Genomic DNA, 22169 nt, shown 5'->3' on the forward strand with positions numbered 1-22169 from the left:
TTTAAAAAAGTTGGAGAAGTACAAAATGAGAAGGATGTTCATGTTGTCGGCGGCCGCTGCCGCAGCCATGGTTCTGTCTGTGGGCGCTCAGGCTGCCGTCAAAGACGGTACGCTTGAAGGTACCGGCGCCGGCCGCGGCGGCCCCGTCACAGTGGCCGTCACCTTTGAAAAGGGCCGAATCGCCGATGTGAAGGTTGTGAAGCAGACCGAAACCGTGGGTGTTTCCGACCCGGCGCTTAAGCGCGTTCCCGCCGCTGTTGTTAAGGCCAACAGCGTCAACGTTGATGCGGTAAGCGGCGCCACGATGACCCGCAAGGGGATTCTCGAAGGTGTTGCAGCCGCCATCGTTGCCGCGGGCGGCAAGGTTGCGGACTTTAATAAGCGGGCACCCAAGGCAGCTGCTCCCAAGGGCGTTGAAAAGGTTATGACCGACGTTCTCGTTGTGGGCGGCGGTGCGGGCGGCCTTGCAGCCGCCGTGCGTGCCGCAACGCAGGGAGCGCATGTCATCCTTATTGAAAAGCGTCCCAACATCGGCGGCGCCACACAGCTTAACGCCGGTACGTTGGTTGCCACGGGCTCACGTTATCAGCGTGAAGTCATGAAGGAAACCAAGGACAGCCCTGAGCTTCTCGCCAAAGACATCTTCCGCGCCGGTGAAAACAAGAATGATCCGGTTCTCGTGAAGATGGTCGGAGAAAAAGCGGTCGGTGTGGTTGACTGGCTCATTTATGACCTCAAGATCCCCTACGGTCCCGCTGCCACGCAGTATCCGGACCATTCCGCCAACCGCCAGCTGGGCGTCACCGGGCGTTCTGTCAATTGGCTCAAACTCATGAGCCAGAAATTGAACGAAAACGGCGGCAAGATCATGACCGATACCCGCGCTCAGGAATTCATCCGCGATAAGGCGGGTAACGTCGTGGGCGTCAAAGCCACAATGACCAACGGCCAGAAGATCGACTTCTCCGCCAAATCCGTGGTTCTGGCTTCGGGCGGCTACGGCGCCAACCGCGCGATGCTGCCGAAGAAAGTGGCTTCCTACCTCTTTTACGGCCTTGACAGCGAAACCGGTGACGGCCTCGCGATGGGTAAGAAGATCGGTGCGGGCACCATCAACCTCGACCTTGTGAAGCAGTATCCGCAGGGCGTTGAAACGCTACCGCATCACGCGCTTGCTGCCACCGCGTCTTCAACCGACACCATGAAGAAGTCCGGCGCCATTTACGTGAACCGTGACGGTAAGCGTATTGTCGATGAACTCGCGGGCTTGGGGACGCTTACCAAGATCACCGAAGCCCAGAAAGACTCCATCATGTACATTGTGATGGATAAGGCCGCCTGGAAGCAGTATGTCGCCAAGAGCCTTGAAGACAAGCTCGTTGCGGCTCCCTCGGACCTTGATAAGTGGGCCAAGATCGTCAACAACGGCTACCCCGTAATGGCAACCTCGGCGAAACTTGCCGATGCCGCCAAGACCATGGGCATTAACGCCAAGGGCCTGCAGGCAACGATCGCCCGCTGGAACGGTTTTGTGAAGGCCGGTGCCGACAAGGACTTCGGCCGTAAGGTCCTGATGCCCTTTGGTGAAGGCCCGTACTACATCGTTGAACAGAAGCCGCGCTTCCAGACAACGCTCGGAGGCCTCAAGGCCAACGCCGACATGCAGATTCTCAACAAGAAAGGTCAGCCCATCGGCAACCTCTTCGGTGCGGGCTGCGTTGTGGGTGGCGCCAACGGCTCTGACAGCCTGACGGCCATGATGAACTCCTGGGCCATTATCTCGGGTGTTGTGGCCGGTGACAGTGCGGTGAAGAACCTGAAGAAGTAATCGGGTTCTGCCACTGACGGAACCGGTGCAGCTCTTCTGTGGCGCCGGGTTCTCTGAAAAGGCTCCGTAGGGTATGTTTCGCTCTGCGGGGCTTTTTGCGGCTGCACGCCTTCGAAAACCGCGTGCAATGTCGATTTCGGCGCGCGCCTCGGGAAGGAAAAATTCTGAAGCCGCGGCTTTAAAGAGCCTGCAAAAAGCCCCGTGAGGCGCCAACCGCACGGGGCTTCAACCAAGCGCTCAAACCCGCGTCAGAAGCGGAAATCGCGTTCGCCTTCTTCGATGCGTTCAAGGCGTTTCACGCAGGCCTTGTGAATCTTCTCGTTTTCGATCTTGGGGAGTTCCGACGCAATGAGAATGTCGCCCGCTTTCTTCGTGGACGGACACGCATAGTCGCACATGTACTCCTTGATCGTCATGATGGCGTTGGCCTGACAGTAAGCGGCGATGCTTCCGTCCTTGGCAAACTCCATGAAGCGGTCACCGGTGCGGCCGGCGCGGTAGCAGGCCGTGCAAAATGAGGGAAGATACCCGTTTTCCATGAGCCAATGCACGATTTCGTCGAGCGAGCGGCGGTCATTGGTTTCAAACTGCGCGGTGTGCTCATCGTCCTGCGCTTCAATCTTGATCGTGTAGCCCCCGACCGACGTTCTGGAACCCCCGGAAATCTGCGAGATCCCGAGCTTTAAGGCTTCCGTGCGGATGCGCGCGCTTTCACGCGTACTCATGATCATGCCGGTGTAGGGGACCGCGAGACGAATCAAAGCCACGATCTTTAAAAACACATCGTCCGGAACGGCGTTACTGAAGGTCTTCGGATCAATGTCGTCAGCCGGGCAGATGCGCGGCACCGAAATCGTGTGCGGTCCCACGCCGAAAACGGCTTCCAAGTGTTCGGCGTGCATGAGAATCCCTACGAAGTCGTAGCGGTAGAGATTGAGCCCAAAGAGCACCCCTAAACCCACGTCATCAATACCGCCTTCCATCGCGCGGTCGTGCGCTTCGGTGTGGTAGCAGTAGTCGGCCTTCGGTCCCTTCGGATGCATCTCCTCGTAGGCTTTGCGGTTGTATGTCTCCTGAAAGAGCTGGTAGGTGCCGATCTGCGCTTCGTGCAGTTTACGGTAGTTTTCAACGGTCGTCGCTGCGATGTTGATGTTTACGCGCCGGATCGCACCGTTTTTGTGCTTGATCGAGTAAATCGTCTTGATGGACTCAAGGATGTACTCAATCGGGTTGTACTTGGGGTGCTCGCCGGCTTCCAAAAGAAGCCGCTTGTGACCCAAGTCCTGCAGCGCAATCACCTCACGGCGGATATCGTCCTGGGTGAGCTTCTTGCGGATGATGTTCTTGTTTTTGGCGTGGTACGGGCAGTATGTGCAGGTGTTGATGCAGTAGTTGGAGAGGTACAGGGGCGCGAAAAGAACGATGCGCTTACCGTAGATGTGTTCCTTCACCTTAATCGCGGCCTGCATGATTTTTTCATTGCAGTCGGGAAGGTCGCAGGCCAGAAGCACCGCCGCTTCGCGGTGGGTGAGACCCTTAAAGGTGAGGGATTTATTGATGAGCGATTCAATCAGCGCTCTGTCGGACTTATGTTCTTCGGCGTACGCAAGCGTGTCCTCAATCTCCTGATGGTTGATGAAGTCATCGGCCTGACGCGATTTGGGATCGTACATGGTGATTTAAGCGCAACAAGCGCTGTGAGTTAAAAAACCGGAAACGGCGTTTTGTCTTCTCTTTCTTCTTCTTTTTCGTGAGAAGCAACTGACGCCGAAAGTGTGGCCGAGTCTATAACGATTTCCCCTTAATTCCAACTATACAGAAGGCCGTTTTGATCAAACAGGCTTAAGAAAATTGAGCGTTACACTTTTGCGCGTACTCAAAAGCGGGCCGCCTCGTGAGCGTCGGCAACCGCCACCTGAATGCGCCAGACCAAGAAAAGCAGAATAAATCCCGCGCACGCAAGAAGCGCTCCCGGAAACGCGCTCATGTACGCAGGCATCCCTTCTTCAATAGGAAGGCCTCCCACCCACGCGCCCATGGCGTTACCGAAGTTAAAGGCGACCTGGCCCAGAGCGGCCGCCAAAAGTTGTCCGTCACCGGCCCCTTTCAAAATCAAAATCTGCTCCGGGCCCGAAATGAAAAAGACGCAGCCCGCGGCAACGACGGCTGCGGCAAGCACTGCCAGAGGAAAGTCGGAAGCCGTCATCACGATAACAAGTGAGAGGCAGAGCACCGCCTGCCCGGCAAACGCAAGTTCCGCGTCCGTAAAGTGCTTCGACAGCCGCGCGGAAATGAGGTTCCCGGCCACCATTGCAAAGCCGCAGAAACCCACGACAAAACTCATGAGGTGCTCAGGCACATGCGCCGTTTCGTGCGCCACGGGATTGATGTAGGAAAAGAACGCAAAAAAGCCGCCGTTACCGAGGCCTATTGCGGCAATCACAAGCCACGGTTTGATTTCCCCCAGGAAATGAAACTGTGCAAGAAACCCTTTGTCAGGCAAAGCGGGAAGCTTCGGCACGAAAACAAGGAGCGAGATAAAAAGGAGAGCCGCCGTTGCGCTGATCACAATGTAGGTTGACTGCCAACCGAGCGCCCACGTGAGAAAGCTCGCCCCCGGCACACCCGCCATATTGGCAACCGTCATTCCGGCGACCATGAGGCACACGTCTCTTTGGGCGCAGCCGGGTTTGGCGAGCTGCGTTGCCACAATCGCACCCACCCCGAAGTACGACCCGTGGGGGAGCCCCGCGATAAAGCGGGCGGCAAGCATTGTGAAGTAGCTGTCCGCAAAGATTGTGAGCGCGTTACCCGCAAAGATAAGGCCCGCAAGAACAAGAAGAAAGGTCTTAAGCGGGAGTTTCCGGCCGAAAAGGACCATGAGAACAACGCCCGCGCAGACGCCTGAGGCGTAACTGGAAATAAAGTGACCGGCTTCGGCGATGGTGACGCCCAGGGACTGCGCCAGGGGCGTAAGAATCGCCATCATGCCGAATTCGGCAATCCCGAGCGCGAGTGTCCCGAGACTTAATGCAATGAGGTGCTTCACGGCGGGAAACCTTGAAGTTAAGAGGCCCGACGGGAAAATCGGAGGCCTGAAAATACTGATGTTGGCGGCACTCTAACCGAGGTGTGTTCCTGTCGTCTGCGGAAAACTGCTTACATAACCGTACAAAACCCAAAGAGCTTCTCCATAATGGGTTAAAAGGAGGCAAAAAATGGCCAAGGACTCCCTCAGATTCACACGGCGCCTGATGCTGGCGGCACTGGTCTTCACGCCGGCCGTTTTTGCCGCCGACCGCTTTTATGACGAAAAGGGGCGCTACACCGGCAGGACGGATTCGGCCGGCAGGCGTTATGACGCGCAGGGGCGCTATACGGGGCGCACGGACGCCACGGGCCGCCACTACGACGAAAAAGGCCGCTTCACGGGGCGTCGTGACAGTTCAGGGCGCTGCTATGACGCCAAGGGCCGCTACATCGGGCGCTGCGACGACGCGGGCTTTTAAAAACGAAACCGGCCCGAAAACGGGCCGGCAGTCCACATCAGTTCTGAGGTTGTGAGGATTCGTCTTTGAGCGCCTTGTGATGTCCGCCTTTGGCGGCTTCGTCAGGATCTTCTGCCGTTTCCGTCAGATCTTTCTTCAGACGCTGCACGCGGGCAATTGCCTTATCAATGCGGATCGGATTCTTTGTCCACTCCTTAAAAAGCGCAAGCGTTGCGGCCAGAAGCACCGGCCCCAAAACCAATCCCAGGAACCCGAAGGACATAATGCCGCCGAAAACCCCGAGGAACACAAGCGCCAAGGGCATCGACGTGCCGCGGCTGATGAGAATGGGCTTAATGAAGTTATCGACGGAACTTACGGCCAAAGTGCCCCAGAGCACCATAAAAACGGCCATCCCGACGTTACCCGTAGCGTAGAGCCAGAGCGCCACCGGGCCCCAGACGAGAGGGGGACCCACCGGCACGATCGAGAGCACGCATACCGTAAAGGAAAGAATCACAACGCCCGGAACCCCGGCGATGATGAATCCCACGGCAGCGACCAGCCCCTGGCCGATTGCGGTACCGATCACGCCGAAGACAACCGAGCGCGTGGTGTTTACGAGAATCGCCGTGAATTCGGTGGCAAGGCCCCCGGAAATACGGTTAATAAACATCCCGGTTTTTTTCGAAAGACTCGGGCCGTCGCGGTAGAAGAAAAAGACGATGAAGGCAACGAGCGCGAGCTGGAAAAGGCCGTTGCCGATACCCCAGGAAACGGAGATCACGGATTTTGTGAGGGGGTCCGCGGCCTTTTCAATAAAGGTTCTCACCTGTTCGGGGTCAATGCCGTACTTAAAGGCGTCCGAGATGCTCTGACCGAGGTAGGGGATGGAAAGAAGCCAGTTTGGAAGCGGCATCCCCGCGTGAATCCAGTCGCGCACCCAGTAGACGACGTCCGGAATCTGACGCGCAAGGACCATGCACACCAGCGTCAACGGAATCAGGATCGTGACGATGATGAGAAGCACCATCACGCTTGAAGCAAGGGTTGAGTGCCCGTTAAAGCGGTCGTTTAACCACTCAAAGAAAGGCCAGGAGACGACAGCCAGAATCGCCGCGAGAAGAATGGAGGTGATAAAGGGGGAGATGACAAAGTAGCATCCCACCAGAATCAGCACGCCGAAAGCAACACGCAGCAACAGATCGACGCGGTCGCGCAGATTGATCATAGAAATTCCGCGAGGAAACCCGCGTCTTCAGACGCGGGAGGAATCGCGGCCCTCCTTTCTCAGTTCAGTTAAAAACATCTTTCGCTTCTCAAGAAGCGAAAGTTTCTTGTAGGAAATACCAGCAGAAATCTTTGTACCGTCCAGACGGCGCACATCGAATGCACCCGAGGAGCGTCTGCCAAAAATAAAGCCGACTTCCCCTTTGCACAGCACCTTGTCAAAGAGCCTGAAGCCGTGCACTAGGTACGGAGCCTGATGGCGCTCGCGCAGGCGGTTGAACACCGTCCAACGCATGATGCCCATGAAAGTCTCTGCCCTGAAAGAAGCGCCGCGCCGGGGACTGAACTGCTTCAACTTGCCTGCGTGATACGCCTTGTGGCACGCCTCGCACAGCGTGATGAGGTTGCCCGGCGCGTCGCCTCCCGTTTTCCGACTCTCAATGTGATGCACGTTGAGAATCAGATCTTTCGATCTGCCTTTGCAGGCTTGGCAAACGTGACCGTCGCGGAACAGCACATATTCGCGCACGTTCCAAAAGCCAAGCTGCTCGCCCTGCTGATAGTCCGTGCCTTTGACTTCGGGATTCTTGATCTTCTGAATGTCGAAGGATGCGGTTTCAATCACGATTTTGGTGATCGGAAGCACTCGGCAAACCGCTTCAATGCGCGATATGTGCGCCTGAATGCGGTTCTCCACGGACGGCGCAAGCCAGCCCTTGTGCTTTGATCGAACGCGATTATCAAAACGCGGTGCGCGGTAGCGGGTCTTGCGGTTGCGTCGGGCGCGGCGAAGTGCCAAGCGATCCGAGAGCAAGCCCGTCACGTCCTGCCGCAGCTCGACCTCGGAAGCCAACAACGCTTCCTTGGCGGTCGTTGCGCTCAGGCCGACGTGCTTGTAGCCCGCATCCACACCCAAGGTGATCGGCTGCTTGGTTTCGCCCGTCGGCACCGTCAGTTGAATCACAAAGGGCGTTCGGCGCACAGGCACGGCCTTCCCGGCCCGAAGCAGCTTACGCGCCTTGGGCGGGGAGCACGGCATGAGCGGTTGCCCGCGCATATTCAACAGAAAAACTTTCAAAGTGTTCTCCATTGACGGATACCTCACGGGCTCCGTCTGCTCGACCTTGCGGTCGGTGGTGATCCTTCGCCAATGTTGGAAGGGCTTTGTTGTCTGAAGCACCGCTCCTACCTCTCAGAGCTTTTAACCGCAGAGCGCAGAGCGCGGGACTGGGATCGACATCCCGCGGTGCCTGTTTGCGTCCCGTCTTGCGACGGAACGGATTCCCAACCAACGGAGTCCGTCCGAAAACGGACTGAGGCTAGTCAACCAAGACTTGTTGCCAAGCCTCTGACTTCAGTCAGGGGTAGTTGACGGTCTTGTCTGAGTAAAGAAGTTCCGAGCGTTTGCGCAACCGAGGTCTTTATCGTAACAGAAACGGCGAAACGCGAAACGGTTGCAAAGAATAAGCCCGTACCGGGGAAGACCGATACGGGCCTGAAGATTCTTCGGACCGTCCGAAATTACAGTCCGAGCGCCTTTTCAACGTCGGTGAGCATCCGGTCCATCGAATAGACGCCCCCTTCACCCAAGTACCACGCGGGGCCTGTGAGCTCGGTGACGCGTCCGGCCTTCACGGCCGCGGTGCCCGCCCAGTCCTGCTGCCCTGCCGTGATCGCTTCCAGAAGCTTCGGTTCTTTTGCGCCCACCGCAAGGTCCTTGTTTAAGACAAAGACACGGTCAGGGTTGGTCTCTTTGAGTTTGGCAAAGGTCTTGGCGTTTCCTGCCGTAATTTCAGCCGCGGTCGGCGCCTTACGCGGAGCCGCACCCTTTTTCGGCGCAGCGTCCGTTCTCGCAGGCATGACGTTGGTGAATCCCAGGGCTTCAGTGAGAAGCGAGCAGCGGCCCTCGGGCGGCAAAAGCCCCGCGCGGCCTCCGACGCACATCATGACGGCGATGCGCTCACCCGCGGCTTTCGCGCGGATTGCATCGATGCGCTTTTGAAACCCTGCGACAGCCGCGGCGGCTTCATTTTCTTTACCGAAAATGCGGGCAAGCGTTGTGATGTTTTCCTTAAAGCTTGCCCAGGCGCCCTTCTTGTAGTCAGGCACGAGCACGAGCGTCGCCGCCACGCTGTTAAAGGCGTCGTAGGCGAGGGCAATACGGCCCGAAATAAAGATGAGGTCGGGATTGACGGCCTTGACGGGCGCGGTTTCAGCCGACTTAAGGCTTTTTACGAGCGCCACACCGTCACCGGGCTTTTTGATCCATGTAAGCGTCGTGGGCGACACCGCCGCGACCATCCTGTCCGTGAGCCCCCAGGCCTGAAGGTTTTCCATCACGGAAAAGTCAAGAACCGCGAGGCGCTTGGGATCAAAGGGGACGGTCACATCGCGCAGGGTTCCTGCGGCGGTGTTTTGAATTTCAAGCATTGCGGGGCGCCGTGCGCAGCCCAGGGTCACCCCCGAAAGAAAGAGGGCGGAGGTGCCGGCCGCCAGAAGCGAGCGTCGGGAAAAAGTCATAGAAATTCCGCGAGGAAACCCGCGTCTTCAGACGCGGGAGGAATCGCGGTCCTCCTTTCTCAGTTCGGTTAAAAACGTCTTTCGCTTCTCAAGAAGCGAAAGTTTCTTGTACGAAATACCGGCAGAAATCTTTGTACCGTTCAGACGGCGCACATCGAATGCACCCGAGGNCTTTGCAAGGACCGCTTTCTCAACGTCGCTGAACATGATGTTCATGGCCGTGTAGCCGCCTTCGGCGAGATACCAGGCCGAGGGCGTGAGGTAGACGATGTGTCCGTTTTGCGCGGCCTTCGTTTTGTTCACAAGTTCGTTGTTCAAAATGTCCTGCGCGAGTTTGGCGCCGGGGCGGGCGATGGCGGAGTCGCGGTCAAGAACGAAGAAGTAGTCGGGGTTGAGTTTCAGCAGAAGCTCAAAGGAGGCTTCGTTGCCGTGGTTGGCGTTGGCTTTCTGAGCCACGTTTTTAAAGCCGAATTCGTTACCGATGATCGAACAGCGGGCGGCGTTGCCGAGAAGGTTCACGTGGCTTGCGGTCACCAGGCCCACGAGCGCGGTTTTGCCCTCAGAGGCGGCTTTGAGTTTTTCAATGCGCCCTTCAAAGTGAGAGATGTCGGCCCTGGCCTCATTTTCTTTACCGAAAATGGCGGCAAGGTTCATGTGGTTCGCGGCGAAACTTGCAAAACTTCCCTTCGTGCGGTCCGTGGTCATGTAAACCACCGGCGCGATTTTCGTGAGTTCATCGTACTTTTTGGCAAGACGCCCGGAAATAAAGATCACGTCGGGTTCGGATTCCATCAGTCCCTCAAAGTCGATTTCCTTCAAGGTGCCGATGTTTTTCACCTTCGCGCTCTTTTTAAAGTACTGCTGGAGGTATGCCAGAGGTGTCGTCTGGGTCAGAGCCACAATGCGGTCGGTGAGCTTCCAATGGTCGAGCGTATCCAAAACCGCATAGTCCGCGACGGCAATGCGCTTGGGATTTGCGGGAACCGTGATGTCAATGAGCTGGTTTTTACCGTTAAGCGTTTTCACCGTGACGGTTTTGTCCGCCGCAAAAGCGGGAAGGGAAACCGTGAGGGCTGCGGCGGCGGCCGCAGAGAGCATAAGTCGGCGCGAAAGCGTCATGAGATTGTCCTTTAAAGTGTCAGTGAAAAATGGCAAGGGGCTTACCGTCAATGCGGTGAATCTGAAAGGGCACCCCGTAAATTTTTTCGAGCGTCGCAGGGGTCATCACGTCTTCGACGCTTCCTGCCGCAGCGATCCGCCCGTTTTTAAAGGCGCAGATAAAGTCGGAGTAAAACGCGGCGAGGTTGATCTCGTGCAAGACGAGAATCACTGTTTTCCCGAGCTCATCGCAGAGCCTTCGCACAAGCTTCATCATCTGCGCGGAGTGGTAGATGTCGAGGTTGTTCGTGGGTTCGTCCAACAGGATGTACTCGGTATCCTGCGCCAAGACCATCGCAATAAAGGCGCGCTGCCGCTGGCCGCCTGACATCTCATCGATAAAGCGATCGGCGAAGTCTTCGAGCTCCATGTAGCGGATGCTTTTTTCGACGACGGCTTCGTCTTCTGCGGTAAGAGCAGAACCGCTGTGCGGAAAACGGCCGAACGCAACGAGTTCGCGCACTGTGAGCTTCATCTGCACGTTGTTGGTCTGCGTGAGAATCGCCAGGTGCTTTGCAAGTTCCCGGCTCTCCCACTGCTGCACGTCCTTTCCTTTGAATTCCACGAGGCCTGAGGAGCGGGCGATGAGCCTTGAAATCATCCCGAGCACAGTGGACTTGCCCGCACCGTTGGGCCCGATCATGGAAACAACTTTGCCGTGCGGAATGTCAAGCGTCACGTCGTCCACAACGGTCGTGTCCTCGTAGGACTTTACGAGATTCTGGATTTTGAGCATGGCGTTACCTTTTGCCGGCCGTTAAAACGAGATAGAGAAAGTAGATGCCGCCCCCGATCGTCACAAAGACGCTCACCGGTACGGCGTAGACCATGACGTGTTCGACCACAAACTGGCCGGCCGTGAGAATGAGCATGCCGACGCAGGCGCTCCCGGCAATGAGCCACGTGTGGCGGTAGGTGGTGAAAAGCTGGCGCGCGACGTTGGCGGTAATGAGACCAAGGAAGGAAAGCGGTCCCACAAGCGCCGTGGCAACGGCGATATAAAGCGCGACGCCCACCATCAGGCGCCTCAGGGTCCTTTCGTAGTCAGCGCCGAGCGACACCGCCTGTTCGCGGCCGAGGCTGATGACGTCAAGGATGGCGAGGTCTTTTCTAAGCCACCAGGCAATCGCGGCCAAAAGGAGCGCCCCCGGGATGATGCAGGCGGCGTTGACGTTCGTAAAGCTTGCCGTCAGGGTGTTTAAAAGCGCATCGTATTCGTTGGGATCCATGATGCGTGTAAGCGAATTCTGCATGCTCGAAAAGAAGGTCGAGAGCACCGTGCCGATCAAAAGCACGTAAAGGACATTGCCGCCCGTTTTCTGAAAGATCGTGTAGTAAATAAAGCCCGCAACGAACCCCATGACGATGACGTCCGCGGCAAAGGCGTAGACGGGGTTCACCGCAAAAAGGCTGCCGGAACCCAGAAAAAACACGACTGCCGTGTGAATGAGTAGGTAAAGCGAATTCATGCCCAAGAGGCATGGTGTCACAATCGTGTTGCGGATGATCGTCTGAAAGACAATGGCGGCCGCTGAAATCGCAAAGCCGGCGATAAGAATGACCGCAAGCCGCGGGAGTCTTAAGCCCATCGCGTAGGCGAAAAACTTCGGGTTCACGAACGCAAACTGATAGAGCCCGATAAACAACAGGACGAGCCCGGCCAGCACCACCATGGAGGTCTTAAGGCGCCGCCGCTGTGCAAGTCTGACAGTATTCATTTGATCACCGCGGGGTTGCAGCAGCCCGGACGCGCTCTGCGGGTCAGGCCGAAAAGTTCCAGGAGCCTGTCTTTCGTGAGACTTCTGCGGCCGAATCTGAGCCGGTAAAAGATAAGGACGATGAAAAGGAGGCTACCGACGGTACCGATGATGAGTTCAATCGGAAGTTCATACGGCATGATGATGAGGCGGCCGATCACGTCGCAGATGAGCACGAAAAGCGCACCGAAAAGGGCGGTATCCGGCAGCGTCGCCCGTAAGTCATCGCCCTTAAAGATCGCAACGAGGTTGGGGACAATGAGCCCGATGTAGGAGATGCTTCCCACGACCGTCACAACGGAGGCCGTAATCATCGCGGCGATCGAGAGCCCGGCAAAGAGAACGAGGGAGTAGTTGACGCCCAGGTTTTTGGAAAACTCCTTTCCCATCCCGACGATGTTGAACCACTTGGCGTAGATCCAGGCCGCGGCAATTAAGGGGACCACAAGATAAACGAGCTCGTAGTTGCCGCGGAGAACCAACGAAAAGTGCCCCACAAGCCACGTGGAAAGGGCCTGCGTCATGTCAAAGCGAAACGCGAGAAAACTCGTGATCCCGCCGATGACGTTGCCGAACATGATGCCGATTAAGGGCACCATCACCGGGTCCTTCATGGGGATCCGCAAAATAAACCACACAAAAACCCAGGTACCGGCAATCGCCGCGAGAAACGCAAACGCCGCGCGCGACCAGAGGCTTGAGTCCGGGAAAAAGAGCAGCGCTATGAGGATTCCCAACTGCGCCGAAGAAATTGTCGCGCCCGTTGTGGGGGAGACGAATTTATTGGCGCAGAGCTGCTGCATGATGAGCCCGGCAATGCTCATTCCGACGCCCGTGCACAGAACTGCCGCCAGCCGCGGCAGGCGCGAGGCAAGAAGCACGTGGAGCGCTTCGGCGTCGCCCGTGAGGACGGCCGCAAGCGAAATGTCGGCCGCGCCCGCCGTGAGTGACGCAAGGCCCGCAGCGAGCGTGAGTGCAAGAAGAATCCAGGTGGATTTGGTCATGCCTGTCAGGAAAAAAAAACGACGGGTTGTGTGAAAAACGGAAGGACTTTAACCGAGACAGTAAATGAGAATCGTTCCTATTCAACAATTGTTACAAATTTGGAAGAAAAGTTAACGGAAGTTCATCGGGGTTGGTTGAGTAAATGCTGCAACAATCTGAAGTTAAATGAAAAAGTGCGGAATCTGAGGGCGGTGTCGGTGTTTTCCGACATATTGCAGAGAAAATATGTGTTAACACTCTGTTAACGACGGTAAAGCCTTGTTTTGTATGGTTTCGGGGGGTGTGTTTTACGCCGGTTGGCTGAATTTGGTCAGAAGTTGTTGAAAATGCTTGAGAACGATTCTCATTTGCGTAAATTTCAGTAGTATTCACGGCCTTTAATGCGAAGGGCCGCTACGCATTGCGGCCTGTCGACACGACCGGGGAACCGGGGAGAATTTTTCCTACTGCCATGAAAACAACCAACAAAACCCTCTTTGTCGTGCTGCCGCTGGCAGCCGCTGTGAACGCCGCCTGGGCTCAGGCTGCCTCGGATGAATACACCACGCTGGATACGTCCGTCGTTTCAGCCTCGGGCTACTCGCAGGACGTGCGCGAAGCGCCCGCGAGCGTCTCGGTGATCCCCGCCCAAGAACTGCAGACAAAACCCGTGCGTGACTTGGGTACCGCGATCGGGGACATTCCGGGGGTGGATCTCGATTCCACAAAGATGGGTAATTCCACGATTTCGATCCGCGGATTTGACGCGGGCTATACGCTGATACTGCAGGACGGGCGGCGCCAGAATTTCAGCTCCGCGATTCAAGCCAACGGCTTTGATCCGACGACCGCCTTTATTGCGCCCGTGGGAATGATTGAACGCATCGAAGTGCTGCGCGGCCCGGCTTCCACCGTCTGGGGAACCGATGCCGTCGGAGGCGTGGTCAACGTCATCACGAAAAAACACGTGAAGGAACTTACGGGATCGGTGACCGCTGAAGGCACTTTCCAGGAACACAGAAAGAACTACGGCAACAGCGGTGCGGGGAGCTTTTTCTTCGGTATTCCTCTGGTTGACGAGTCGCTTTCTCTGATGCTGCGCGGCCGCTACTACCGGCACGAAGACACGGGCATCATGAACCCGAAGGGCGCCTATGCCGGACACTCGCCGAGCGAAAGTTACACGAGCAATGTGGGCGCACGTCTGAACTGGACTGTCAACCCCCAAAACTTCACCTTTGCCGATTTTGACTTCACGCGCTTTTCCGGCGGCTCCATGAATACGAGCAGCCGCTCCATCAAGGCCCAGCAGTGGTACCACAAATACAACCTCGCCCTCGGACACGAAGGCAAGTACGGGTTCGGGCGCACCGAAAGCTATCTGATGTGGAACAACCTCTCGCAGATGAAGACAAAGACCACGCTCACGCCGCATTCCACGAAAAAGGCGGTGGCTTCTGAAAACCACGGTTCATTCTCGGACCCCTTAAAGCAGACGAATACCTATACCTTTGCCACCAAGGCGATCATGCCCTTTGACTTCGACCGCTTCGGCAGCATGAGTCTCACGGCGGGCGTGGAAGCCAACTACGAAGACTACGAAAATCCGTCGACTTCGACGGCTTCGCAAAAGGGGCCCTTTGATCAGACAACGCTTGCCGTTTTTGCCGAAGGCGAGTACTTCATCAACGACGAGTTAAACGCCACGGTCGGTGCCCGCTACCAGTGGAGCGACATGTTTGACGCGAATGTTTCGCCCCGCGCTTACCTCGTTTATAAGCCTGCACAGTGGCTGAGCTTTAAGGGCGGCGTGGCCGCGGGCTACAAAACGCCCAACGTCAAGCAGGTTGTGGACGGCTATTACGACGGCAGTGAGCCCGGCGACCGCTCCTGGGGCAACCCGAACTTAAAGCCCGAAGAAAGCTGGAGCTATGAACTTTCCACGACTGTGGATCTCGGGCGGGCCGCACAGGTGACGCTCGGGGGCTTTTACACGGACTTTAAAAACCTGATTGCCTCGGAAGAAAGAACGGAAGCGGGCTACTGCAACGCCGACGACAGCGCCTGCGACAAGCGCCTCATCAACTACGGCAAGGTCCGTGCCAAGGGCATTGAAGTGCTCTTTAAGACCGCGAAGTTTGCCGGTTTCTCCTTTACCGGCGGCTATACGCTCACCGACGCCAAGATCACCGCTGGCGCCGACAGCGGCAAGCGCCCCAACGAACTGCCGCGTCACAGCCTGCAGCTGCGTGCCGACTATCAGCAGGGACCGCTCTCGGCCTACGTCAAATCCACCTCCAAGTGGGACATGATCTGCAACAACACCAGGACCGGCATCGGCCTGGGCAACAAATACAAGGACTACACGATTGTTGACGTGGGTGCGACCTACGTTGTGGCGAAGAACCACCGCTTCTCCGTGGCTGTGAACAACGTCCTTGATAAGGACACGGTCGAGTGGACGGAAACGTCGCCGGGCCGCTACGGCAACCTCTACCGCCAGTACCTGGACGGCCGCAATTTCTGGGTTTCCTACACCTATGACTTCTAAACGTCCGTCATAAGACAAGAGCCCCGGGGGCCGCAGCGGCATTGACTGCGCTGCGGCTTTCGGGGTTTAACCCGTTTAAACGGACAGGATTTTTCTGCCATGGAACTCATCAAAGACAGTGTTGACTACATCATCTTCGCGATCCTCGGCCTCATGGGGTTTGTGACCGTGTGGCTCACGATTGAGCGCCTTTTGTTTCTGCGGTCTGTGAAGCCCTCCGGCTACGCGGATAAAAACAGCTACGACAAGGCCCTCACCGACAACCTCACGACCCTTTACATCATTTATTCGAACGCCCCCTACGTCGGGCTTTTGGGGACCGTGATCGGCATCATGATCACCTTTTACGACATGGGGCAGAGCGGCAACATCAATGCCTCCGACATCATGACGGGGTTGTCTCTTGCGCTTAAAGCCACGGCGCTGGGGCTCGCGGTCGCCATCCCCACGCTTGTGATTTATAACGGCCTGCAGCGCAGAATCAACGTGCTTTCCGCCCAATGGAAAGACGCCGCCAAGTGAGTTGCGCCATGATTGAGATTCCCAAGAAGGAACCGTTAAACATCGTTCCTTTCATCGACATCATGCTGGTGCTGCTGGCGATGGTGCTCTCAATTTCGACCTTTATCGCCAAGGGTGAGATCAAGATTAATCTCCCGGCTTCAAAAACGGCGTCTCAGGCTGAAAACGTGAAGGACCCGTTACTCGTGCAGGTCGATGCAGCCGGTGACTTTTTCCGCGACGGCACACGGGTGTCGTTTGAAGAACTCGCCGAGGCGATTGCCGGAATCCCGCGGGATAAACCCGTGCTTCTCAGAATGGACCGGGAGTCCAAGTTTGAGCACTTCATCCGCGTGATTGACCTATTAAAAGAACATCAGCATGAAAACTTCCGAATCGCCACAGAACGTAAAGACGGCTAGACGCCGCTCAGCGGTGTCTTTTGCGGCGGCGGTGGCGCTCTATCTGCCGGTGATTGCCGTTGTCTTTTATGCCGCGCCGGTTTTGACCTACAAAGCCGCGGGCAACCAGGCGTCCGTCGCTCTTTCCTTTGCGCAGGTCGCAGGGGGTGCCGTTTCTGAAGCCCGGGCCGAGCCCGTACCGCCGGAACCGGAGCCTGAGCCCGAACCCGTGAAGGAACCGGAACCCGAACCCGAACCGGAAGTGAAAACGCCGGACCCCGAGCCTGTGCCGGTGGTCAAGCCCAAGCCCGTCGTAAAGAAGGTTGTTGAAAAGCCTAAACCCAAGCCTAGGATCAAGCCCAGCCCCGAGAAAAAGAAAGCCGTCAAAACCGTTCAGCCCAAACCGGCTGAAACCGTGAAAAAAGCGGAAAAGCCCGCTGAGGAAAAACAGACGGCTGCGGTGGCCGCACCGGTGGCCGGAGCGCAGAGTGCCTCCGACGCCGGCGGCATCTCAACGCTGGTGTACGGCAAAACCGACGATCCGTTTCTTGCGCGCGTCAAACGCGCCGTGGAAAGCGTGCTGCATTATCCGCGCAAGGCCCGCGTGATGAGGCTTCAGGGCGTGACCGTCGTGCAGTTTGTGATTGCCGCGGACGGCAGTCTCACGGAGCTTGAACTCTTTGAGACAAGTCCCCACGGCATTCTCGACAAGGCGGCCTTACGTGCCGTGAAGGAAGCCCAAGGCGCATGGGGCAGCCCCGCCAAAACCGTGCGTCTGAGGTTTCCCATCCGCTTTGAACTCAGAGGCTGAGTTTCGGTTATAGTCCCGAAAACTCAGAATTTCGGGACTTAACCATGAGAATCTTCCGACTGGCGGCCGCGGCGCTCGCCCTGTGCCTCACAACGGCCCTTCACGCCGAAACACTCCGGATCGGGGTGCTCCCCGCTGCGGACTCCATTGTCCTTGAGGCGGCCGTCGATGAAGGGCTCTTTAAAAAGGAAGGGCTTGACGTGGTCACGGTCCCCTTTAGGAGTGCGCTCGAAGTCGGAGCCGCGATGCGCGCAGGGCAGTTGGCGGGGCACTTCGGGGACCTCATGAACGTCATCACCCAAAACGCAACGGGTGCGGCCCAGAAAGTCATTCTCACGACAACGCACACAGCAGCCTCGCAGCGCGCGTTCGGGTTTGTGGTGTCGCCCAAAGCCGCTGACCGCATTCAGAGCCTTTCGGACCTGAAGGGCACAGCTACCGCAATGAGTGCGGCAACGATCATTGATTACCTCCTTGACCGCATGAAGATGGAGGAAAAGCTCCCGGCGGGGGCCGTCAAAAACGTCGAAATCCGTCAGATTCCGATCCGGCTTCAGATGCTTCTGGCGGGCAAAGTCGAGACGGCGCTCTTGCCTGAGCCCCTCGTGACGGTGGTTGAAAAGAAGGGCGGCAGCGTGATCTGGGACGATGCGGGGCTAAACGAAGCGCTTGCGGTTGTGGCTTTGCGTAAAGAGAAGCTTGACACCAAAACCGTCACCGGGTTTCGTAAGGCTGTGGCAGAGGCCGCCCGTTTGATCGAAGCCGATCCCGAAAAATACCGCGCGGTGATGGTGAAGAAAAGACTCATCCCGGCGCCCGTCGCGGCGGGTTACAAGATGGTGCGATTTTCGCTTTTCGGGACCGCCGACGGCCTTCCGCCCTTACCTACGGAAAGTGATGTGAAGCGCGTGGGAGCGTGGATGCTCGACCACAAGATGGTTAAAAGCGTGCCTTCGTACGAGGACATCGTCTGGACACCGTAACGGGCGGCAGCCTTCTTTTGCTTAATCCATGTGAGCATTTCGGCTTATTGTCCGGGCGCGGCGCGCCCACTAAACTCCTGCCTCCATTTGTTTTTCGGAGCGGCAAGCATGTCCGCTAATTTCCACGATCTCATTCACGGGTTTCACAGCTTCAAGGAATCCTACTTTATGAAGGAGCGCGAATTTTTTGACGCGCTCGCGCACGGCCAGAGTCCCAAGACTCTGGTCATTGCCTGCTGTGATTCGCGCGCGGATCCCGCGCTTCTGATGGGCTGTAAGCCCGGTGACCTTTTTGTGATCCGCAGCGTTGCGGCGATTGTCCCGAGCAAGGACGAGGCCACTCACGCCGACGCCGTCATTGCCGCCGCGGAATACGCGGTCAAACACCTTGAAGTAAAGCACATCATCGTGATGGGGCACTCAGGCTGCGGCGGCATTCACGGGCTCATGTTTCCGGAAAAAATCGCGGGAGAACCCTATATCTCCCGCTGGGTGTCGCTGGCAAACCCGGTGCTTGCGGAACTTAAGGCTGAAAACCCCATGGAAGACGCGGTCCTGCGCACCCGGCGCTGTGAAGAGGGGGCGGTGCTTTTATCGCTTGAAAACCTTTTGTCGTATGACTGGATTCACGACAAGGCCGATGCGGGGGAACTTTCCCTGCACGCGCTTTACTACGACATGAAGGCGGGGAGCCTTAATATATGGAACGCCGACATTGAGGACTTTGAGCCCTCTCACGCGCTTTTTGCGCCGCGCGGGTAATATCCCGCAGGAAGGCCTTTGCGGGCTGCAAGCGGATTAATTGGCCATGCACGATATTGAACAACCGGATCTCTTCGGACTTACGGACGCGGAAAAAGACCGCGCCCGTCGCCGCGTGCGTAAGCCTTATCCCAAAAAGAAGGATAAACCCGTGAAGTTCGCGGCCCCGGGCCGGACAAAAGCCGCTTCAGAGGCCGAAGACGTTTCTGCCGCCGATGAACTCATTGACGGCGTCCCGCAGCACGTCAACACTTACCATCCCGACTGGATGGATGAGATCGGGCGGGCAAAAAACGAGCGGCTTGCTGCGGTTCTGAGAACTCTTGCCGCTGAAGGCGCGAAGCCCGCGCCCGAGGTGACCGCTGAAGCTTCTGAGTCGGAAGCTGAGGCTCCCGAGGATGCCCCTGTCAGCAAAGAGGAGCCTGCGGGTGCACTTGCGTCCCGGGGTGCTGCAACGGACAAAACCAAGTACGATGCGCGTACCACGGCGACCCGCTATTCGCGCGGAATCAAGATCAGGGCCTACATCTTCTTTACCCGCGGCTGGGGTTACAAAGCCACGGCCGGGTTTCTTAATCTCTCAGGCTACACCGTGCGCGAGTGGAAGCGGCGGTTTCAGCAGGGGACGTTTTTACCCGATCTCACCGACGCCGAGCGCGAACGCATCGCGCAGGAGACGTCGGGTAATGACCAAAAGCCCTTGACGGAAAAACTCAGCAGGATGGGCTGAGTTTGTTTTGTCAAACCTGTTGTAGACGTACAACGCGGTTTTTCTCTGTATTGATACAGCAAAGTTAAATATTATAAATAAGATCAGTAGCTTGGCATTTCCCGGAGGATTTTGCTGTCGCGTTAACCCTGAGAGGGTTTTTCTTAGAAAAAGAAAAAACTCGAAAAAAAGGTCATTTTTTTCCTTGCGGGGGGGGGCACATTTCACCGACGTTGTCAATTGGTTAAGTAAATTTAAAAAAACCTGGCAGCTAAGCCATACGGTTCAAACAGGTGCACATCGGACTGCTCGTCCGTCGTCAGCGTGCAGGTATCGCTTCGGTCGATGAGGTGTTGAAAGCAAGCTCGGAAAAGATTCCGTAGCAGGCGCACATCAGGATCTAGGCTGCCCAAAGCCAGTAAATACGCGGCTTTCCAAAGGGTATAGCCCCACCACTCATTTCGAGCGGCCAAACACTTCAGTCTGCACCGGCCTCCGTCCCATAGTTTTTTACAGGTCTCACGAGTAGCCGACGGGCACCAAGGTGCGCCGTTGGTTCTCACCCCCGAGAGGGCTCGGATTCCGGCCGAAATCAAAAAACCTTTATTACCGTCCGTCGTCGTCAATCAGATGCAGAACACCCCGCGTCCGATTCGGGGTCCACGAGCTCATTGGAATGTCTCATCCCCCCCAGCCATGGCTCGCGGAGTGCTCGGCAATCGTTACATAGTCATAATCGTTTCTTCATAACGCGCAGTGCGCCAGACGAATAACCGCGCGGCTTGCACGTAGCAGCATTGATAATGGGTTTATCCTCTCCTGGGTCAAGTCCCGTCGCGATTTAATGGAGGGGACCCGCGTCAGCGGGGAGGATGCCGTTCATTCGCGTCGCGACTTGACGCAGCTCGTACCCGCGCAGGATGGCGGCGTAGCGGTTAAGGCACAACGTGCCTTAACCCTATCCGCCTTACGCGCGGTCTGCCGCCCCTCGGCAGCAACCGCGGGTTCAGAGCTTGCGGCAGACACGGCCTTTTTCCGCGTTGACCGCTTGGATTTCACTGGCACCGGCTCTTTTACAACGATCGGCGCGTCTGACTCTTCCGCCGGGCAATGATGCTCCCCTGCCACTGCAGGGACGGGTGGTAATGCAGGTTCTGGCGGTGTCTGCGCTGCCTCTGCCGCGGCCGTCATCTGACCGTGCGTGGGCTTGCTGCCAAAAGCCAGCCCCAGGTCGAATGACTCCTTTTTCCGCAGAACCTGGTACACACAGCGCGCTAGTTTGGCGGCGAGCGCCCTCACGGCGACGACGCGCAGTCCCGTCTTTTCCTGCTTGCGTTCCAAGTACCGTCGAATCGGCTCGTTGAACCGCGCCATCAACGTCGCCAATTCTGTCAAAGCCCAACTGAGATAGGCGTTGCCGTTCTTGGCGTTGCCTTGCCCCTTGCTTTTCCCGTTGGACAGCTTCGACGTCGGTGCCAGTCGACAATAGGACACAAAGTCCCCCATCGTGCGGAAGCGGGAAATATCGCCGATTTCCGTGACGATAATCGCCGAGAGTACGTCGCCGCAGCCTTTCATGCTGGTCTTGAGTAGCATGCGCTCGGCCTTATAGGAGTCGATCTCGTCAATGCGCCCGTAGACTGCAGCCTCAATCTTTGCCAAACGTGTTTCTGCCTCGCGCAGCCCTGTGAGCAGATCGCCGATAATCAACTCGCTGCCGTTGTTGCAGATGCCGCTCTCAAGTACGGCGTCGATGTTGATTTCATCGTAGGCATCCTGAAGGGCAGCCAGCAGCTTGCCGTGCATCGGATGTGCGCAGTGGTTATGGTAAAGATTGCTCAGGCGCACCTTCTTGTCCGAAACCTCCTGCATGACGCGAAGACGGTGTCGCATCAAATCCCGCACGCCGCGCAGTTGGCGAGGCAGAACACTGGTACTCTTGAGAGATCCCGTGCGCAGCCGGTCTGCCAAATACTCCGCGTCCGTTTCGTCGTTCGCCGCCTTGATGTTGGCCTGGCTGACAGTGCAGGGATCCGCTAGGCGGAAGTTCCACCCGTGATCCTCAGCAATGTCGGCGAGCCAATACCAATTGAATGTCGACTCCGCCGTCATGATGTGCTGCTGCCCGTCGGCGTACTTGCTGAGCAGCTCCACCAGCGGCTCCTGCGAGTTCTTGATGACGACCTTCTTCGTCTTAATCGTCTTTCCTACCAGCTGGCCGCTGGAGTTAATGGTGTTGCGCCGCACGCACACGACCACGTTGTCGCTGTGCACGTCCATGCCGATGTAATTGACATCCAGATTAGGCTGGACGTTTGCGGTTAATACGATAGAATTCATATCGCCTCTCCATTTTGATAGGTGGGCTGAGGGCTCCGTGCCCTCAGCTTTAGAGGCACTCTACAAAAGCTCGCTTACTTGCGGGCTTTTTTTCATTTCCGCTGCTGTTAAGCAGTAGGGCAGTGGCCTCTGGGTGTCGGCGATAT

Annotated in this window: 19 protein-coding genes; 9 read left to right on the forward strand and 10 right to left on the reverse strand. The window is 57.0% G+C overall.

Annotated elements, in window-relative coordinates:
* The first annotated feature begins 25 nt into the window (after positions 1–25).
* The gene (locus tag BQ7486_RS10985) at positions 26–1828 is read left to right on the forward strand and encodes an FAD-dependent oxidoreductase (RefSeq protein WP_143183156.1); all 1803 of its coding nucleotides are present in this window, start codon (positions 26–28) and stop codon (positions 1826–1828) included.
* A 248-nt stretch (positions 1829–2076) separates the two neighbouring features.
* On the opposite strand, the gene hydG is transcribed toward BQ7486_RS10985, so the two are convergent.
* Together hydG and BQ7486_RS10995 are read right to left on the reverse strand one after the other, a co-directional pair.
* Positions 2077–3501 (reverse strand): [FeFe] hydrogenase H-cluster radical SAM maturase HydG, encoded by a 1425-nt coding sequence (hydG, locus tag BQ7486_RS10990; protein ID WP_022372407.1) that lies wholly within the window; start codon positions 3499–3501, stop codon positions 2077–2079.
* Positions 3502–3704: 203 nt separating this feature from the next.
* A complete protein-coding gene (locus tag BQ7486_RS10995; RefSeq protein WP_084765924.1) occupies positions 3705–4877 on the reverse strand; it encodes an MFS transporter in 1173 nt (390 codons plus the stop codon).
* Positions 4878–5046: 169 nt separating this feature from the next.
* On the opposite strand from BQ7486_RS10995, the gene BQ7486_RS11000 reads away from it, so the two are divergent.
* Entirely contained in the window at positions 5047–5337 is a 291-nt protein-coding gene (locus BQ7486_RS11000; RefSeq protein ID WP_074010028.1) for an RHS repeat domain-containing protein, read from the forward strand.
* Between the two features lie 37 nt (positions 5338–5374).
* Here the strand turns inward: BQ7486_RS11000 and BQ7486_RS11005 are convergent, their stop codons facing one another.
* From BQ7486_RS11005 to BQ7486_RS11035, 7 genes are all read right to left on the reverse strand, one after another.
* Positions 5375–6547, reverse strand: coding sequence for an AI-2E family transporter (locus tag BQ7486_RS11005; RefSeq protein WP_074010029.1), 1173 nt, complete (start codon positions 6545–6547; stop codon positions 5375–5377).
* A gap of 27 nt (positions 6548–6574) precedes the next feature.
* Positions 6575–7636, reverse strand: coding sequence for an RNA-guided endonuclease IscB (iscB, locus tag BQ7486_RS11010; RefSeq protein WP_235836797.1), 1062 nt, complete (start codon positions 7634–7636; stop codon positions 6575–6577).
* A 431-nt stretch (positions 7637–8067) separates the two neighbouring features.
* Entirely contained in the window at positions 8068–9066 is a 999-nt protein-coding gene (locus BQ7486_RS11015) for an ABC transporter substrate-binding protein (RefSeq protein ID WP_074010031.1), read from the reverse strand.
* A 27-nt stretch (positions 9067–9093) separates the two neighbouring features.
* Positions 9094–10185 carry a siderophore ABC transporter substrate-binding protein gene (locus tag BQ7486_RS11020; protein ID WP_074010032.1) on the reverse strand — a complete coding sequence of 364 codons (1092 nt, stop codon included), beginning with the start codon at positions 10183–10185 and terminating at the stop codon, positions 9094–9096.
* A 19-nt stretch (positions 10186–10204) separates the two neighbouring features.
* Positions 10205–10960, reverse strand: a complete 756-nt coding sequence (locus BQ7486_RS11025; RefSeq protein ID WP_074010033.1) for an iron ABC transporter ATP-binding protein — start codon at positions 10958–10960, stop codon at positions 10205–10207.
* Positions 10961–10964: 4 nt separating this feature from the next.
* Positions 10965–11942 (reverse strand): iron chelate uptake ABC transporter family permease subunit, encoded by a 978-nt coding sequence (locus BQ7486_RS11030; protein ID WP_084765926.1) that lies wholly within the window; start codon positions 11940–11942, stop codon positions 10965–10967.
* Positions 11939–12985, reverse strand: coding sequence for an ABC transporter permease (locus BQ7486_RS11035; protein WP_074010035.1), 1047 nt, complete (start codon positions 12983–12985; stop codon positions 11939–11941). Before BQ7486_RS11035 ends, BQ7486_RS11030 begins: the two co-directional genes overlap by 4 nt.
* 452 nt (positions 12986–13437) lie before the next feature.
* Between BQ7486_RS11035 and BQ7486_RS11040 the strand changes: the two genes are divergently transcribed.
* The 7 genes from BQ7486_RS11040 to BQ7486_RS11070 all read left to right on the forward strand — a co-directional run bounded on the left by BQ7486_RS11040 (position 13438) and on the right by BQ7486_RS11070 (position 19704).
* Entirely contained in the window at positions 13438–15516 is a 2079-nt protein-coding gene (locus BQ7486_RS11040) for a TonB-dependent receptor domain-containing protein (RefSeq protein ID WP_074010036.1), read from the forward strand.
* A 99-nt stretch (positions 15517–15615) separates the two neighbouring features.
* Positions 15616–16038, forward strand: a complete 423-nt coding sequence (gene exbB, locus BQ7486_RS11045) for a TonB-system energizer ExbB (RefSeq protein ID WP_074010037.1) — start codon at positions 15616–15618, stop codon at positions 16036–16038.
* A gap of 8 nt (positions 16039–16046) precedes the next feature.
* Positions 16047–16439 carry a TonB system transport protein ExbD gene (exbD, locus tag BQ7486_RS11050; RefSeq protein WP_074010152.1) on the forward strand — a complete coding sequence of 131 codons (393 nt, stop codon included), beginning with the start codon at positions 16047–16049 and terminating at the stop codon, positions 16437–16439.
* Positions 16399–17229 carry an energy transducer TonB gene (locus BQ7486_RS11055; protein ID WP_074010038.1) on the forward strand — a complete coding sequence of 277 codons (831 nt, stop codon included), beginning with the start codon at positions 16399–16401 and terminating at the stop codon, positions 17227–17229. The genes exbD and BQ7486_RS11055 overlap by 41 nt, the downstream gene beginning before the upstream one ends.
* 44 nt (positions 17230–17273) lie before the next feature.
* Positions 17274–18212: an ABC transporter substrate-binding protein gene (locus BQ7486_RS11060; RefSeq protein WP_074010039.1), complete on the forward strand. Its 939-nt coding sequence runs from the start codon at positions 17274–17276 to the stop codon at positions 18210–18212.
* Between the two features lie 108 nt (positions 18213–18320).
* On the forward strand, positions 18321–18974 hold the full coding sequence (locus BQ7486_RS11065; protein ID WP_074010040.1) for a carbonic anhydrase: 654 nt from the start codon (positions 18321–18323) through the stop codon (positions 18972–18974).
* Positions 18975–19020: 46 nt separating this feature from the next.
* Positions 19021–19704 carry a hypothetical protein gene (locus BQ7486_RS11070; protein ID WP_074010041.1) on the forward strand — a complete coding sequence of 228 codons (684 nt, stop codon included), beginning with the start codon at positions 19021–19023 and terminating at the stop codon, positions 19702–19704.
* Between the two features lie 858 nt (positions 19705–20562).
* Here the strand turns inward: BQ7486_RS11070 and BQ7486_RS11075 are convergent.
* On the reverse strand, positions 20563–22023 hold the full coding sequence (locus BQ7486_RS11075) for an IS110 family RNA-guided transposase (protein WP_074010042.1): 1461 nt from the start codon (positions 22021–22023) through the stop codon (positions 20563–20565).
* Between the last annotated feature and the right edge of the window lie 146 nt (positions 22024–22169).

The organism is Duodenibacillus massiliensis (genome assembly GCF_900128485.1).
Lineage (GTDB): Bacteria > Pseudomonadota > Gammaproteobacteria > Burkholderiales > Burkholderiaceae_F > Duodenibacillus > Duodenibacillus massiliensis.

What these genes read in the sequence shown, in the direction of transcription:
- BQ7486_RS11060 (WP_074010039.1), top strand. Translation starts at nt 17,274, where the DNA reads ATGAGAATCTTCCGACTGGCGGCCGCGGCGCTCGCCCTGTGCCTCACA.
- BQ7486_RS11005 (WP_074010029.1), bottom strand. Translation starts at nt 6,547, where the DNA reads ATGATCAATCTGCGCGACCGCGTCGATCTGTTGCTGCGTGTTGCTTTC.
- iscB (WP_235836797.1), bottom strand. Translation starts at nt 7,636, where the DNA reads ATGGAGAACACTTTGAAAGTTTTTCTGTTGAATATGCGCGGGCAACCG.
- hydG (WP_022372407.1), bottom strand. Translation starts at nt 3,501, where the DNA reads ATGTACGATCCCAAATCGCGTCAGGCCGATGACTTCATCAACCATCAG.
- BQ7486_RS11025 (WP_074010033.1), bottom strand. Translation starts at nt 10,960, where the DNA reads ATGCTCAAAATCCAGAATCTCGTAAAGTCCTACGAGGACACGACCGTT.
- BQ7486_RS11015 (WP_074010031.1), bottom strand. Translation starts at nt 9,066, where the DNA reads ATGACTTTTTCCCGACGCTCGCTTCTGGCGGCCGGCACCTCCGCCCTC.
- BQ7486_RS10985 (WP_143183156.1), top strand. Translation starts at nt 26, where the DNA reads ATGAGAAGGATGTTCATGTTGTCGGCGGCCGCTGCCGCAGCCATGGTT.
- BQ7486_RS11065 (WP_074010040.1), top strand. Translation starts at nt 18,321, where the DNA reads ATGTCCGCTAATTTCCACGATCTCATTCACGGGTTTCACAGCTTCAAG.
- exbB (WP_074010037.1), top strand. Translation starts at nt 15,616, where the DNA reads ATGGAACTCATCAAAGACAGTGTTGACTACATCATCTTCGCGATCCTC.
- BQ7486_RS11075 (WP_074010042.1), bottom strand. Translation starts at nt 22,023, where the DNA reads ATGAATTCTATCGTATTAACCGCAAACGTCCAGCCTAATCTGGATGTC.
- BQ7486_RS11035 (WP_074010035.1), bottom strand. Translation starts at nt 12,985, where the DNA reads ATGACCAAATCCACCTGGATTCTTCTTGCACTCACGCTCGCTGCGGGC.
- BQ7486_RS11000 (WP_074010028.1), top strand. Translation starts at nt 5,047, where the DNA reads ATGGCCAAGGACTCCCTCAGATTCACACGGCGCCTGATGCTGGCGGCA.
- BQ7486_RS11070 (WP_074010041.1), top strand. Translation starts at nt 19,021, where the DNA reads ATGCACGATATTGAACAACCGGATCTCTTCGGACTTACGGACGCGGAA.
- BQ7486_RS11055 (WP_074010038.1), top strand. Translation starts at nt 16,399, where the DNA reads ATGAAAACTTCCGAATCGCCACAGAACGTAAAGACGGCTAGACGCCGC.
- exbD (WP_074010152.1), top strand. Translation starts at nt 16,047, where the DNA reads ATGATTGAGATTCCCAAGAAGGAACCGTTAAACATCGTTCCTTTCATC.
- BQ7486_RS11030 (WP_084765926.1), bottom strand. Translation starts at nt 11,942, where the DNA reads ATGAATACTGTCAGACTTGCACAGCGGCGGCGCCTTAAGACCTCCATG.
- BQ7486_RS11040 (WP_074010036.1), top strand. Translation starts at nt 13,438, where the DNA reads ATGAAAACAACCAACAAAACCCTCTTTGTCGTGCTGCCGCTGGCAGCC.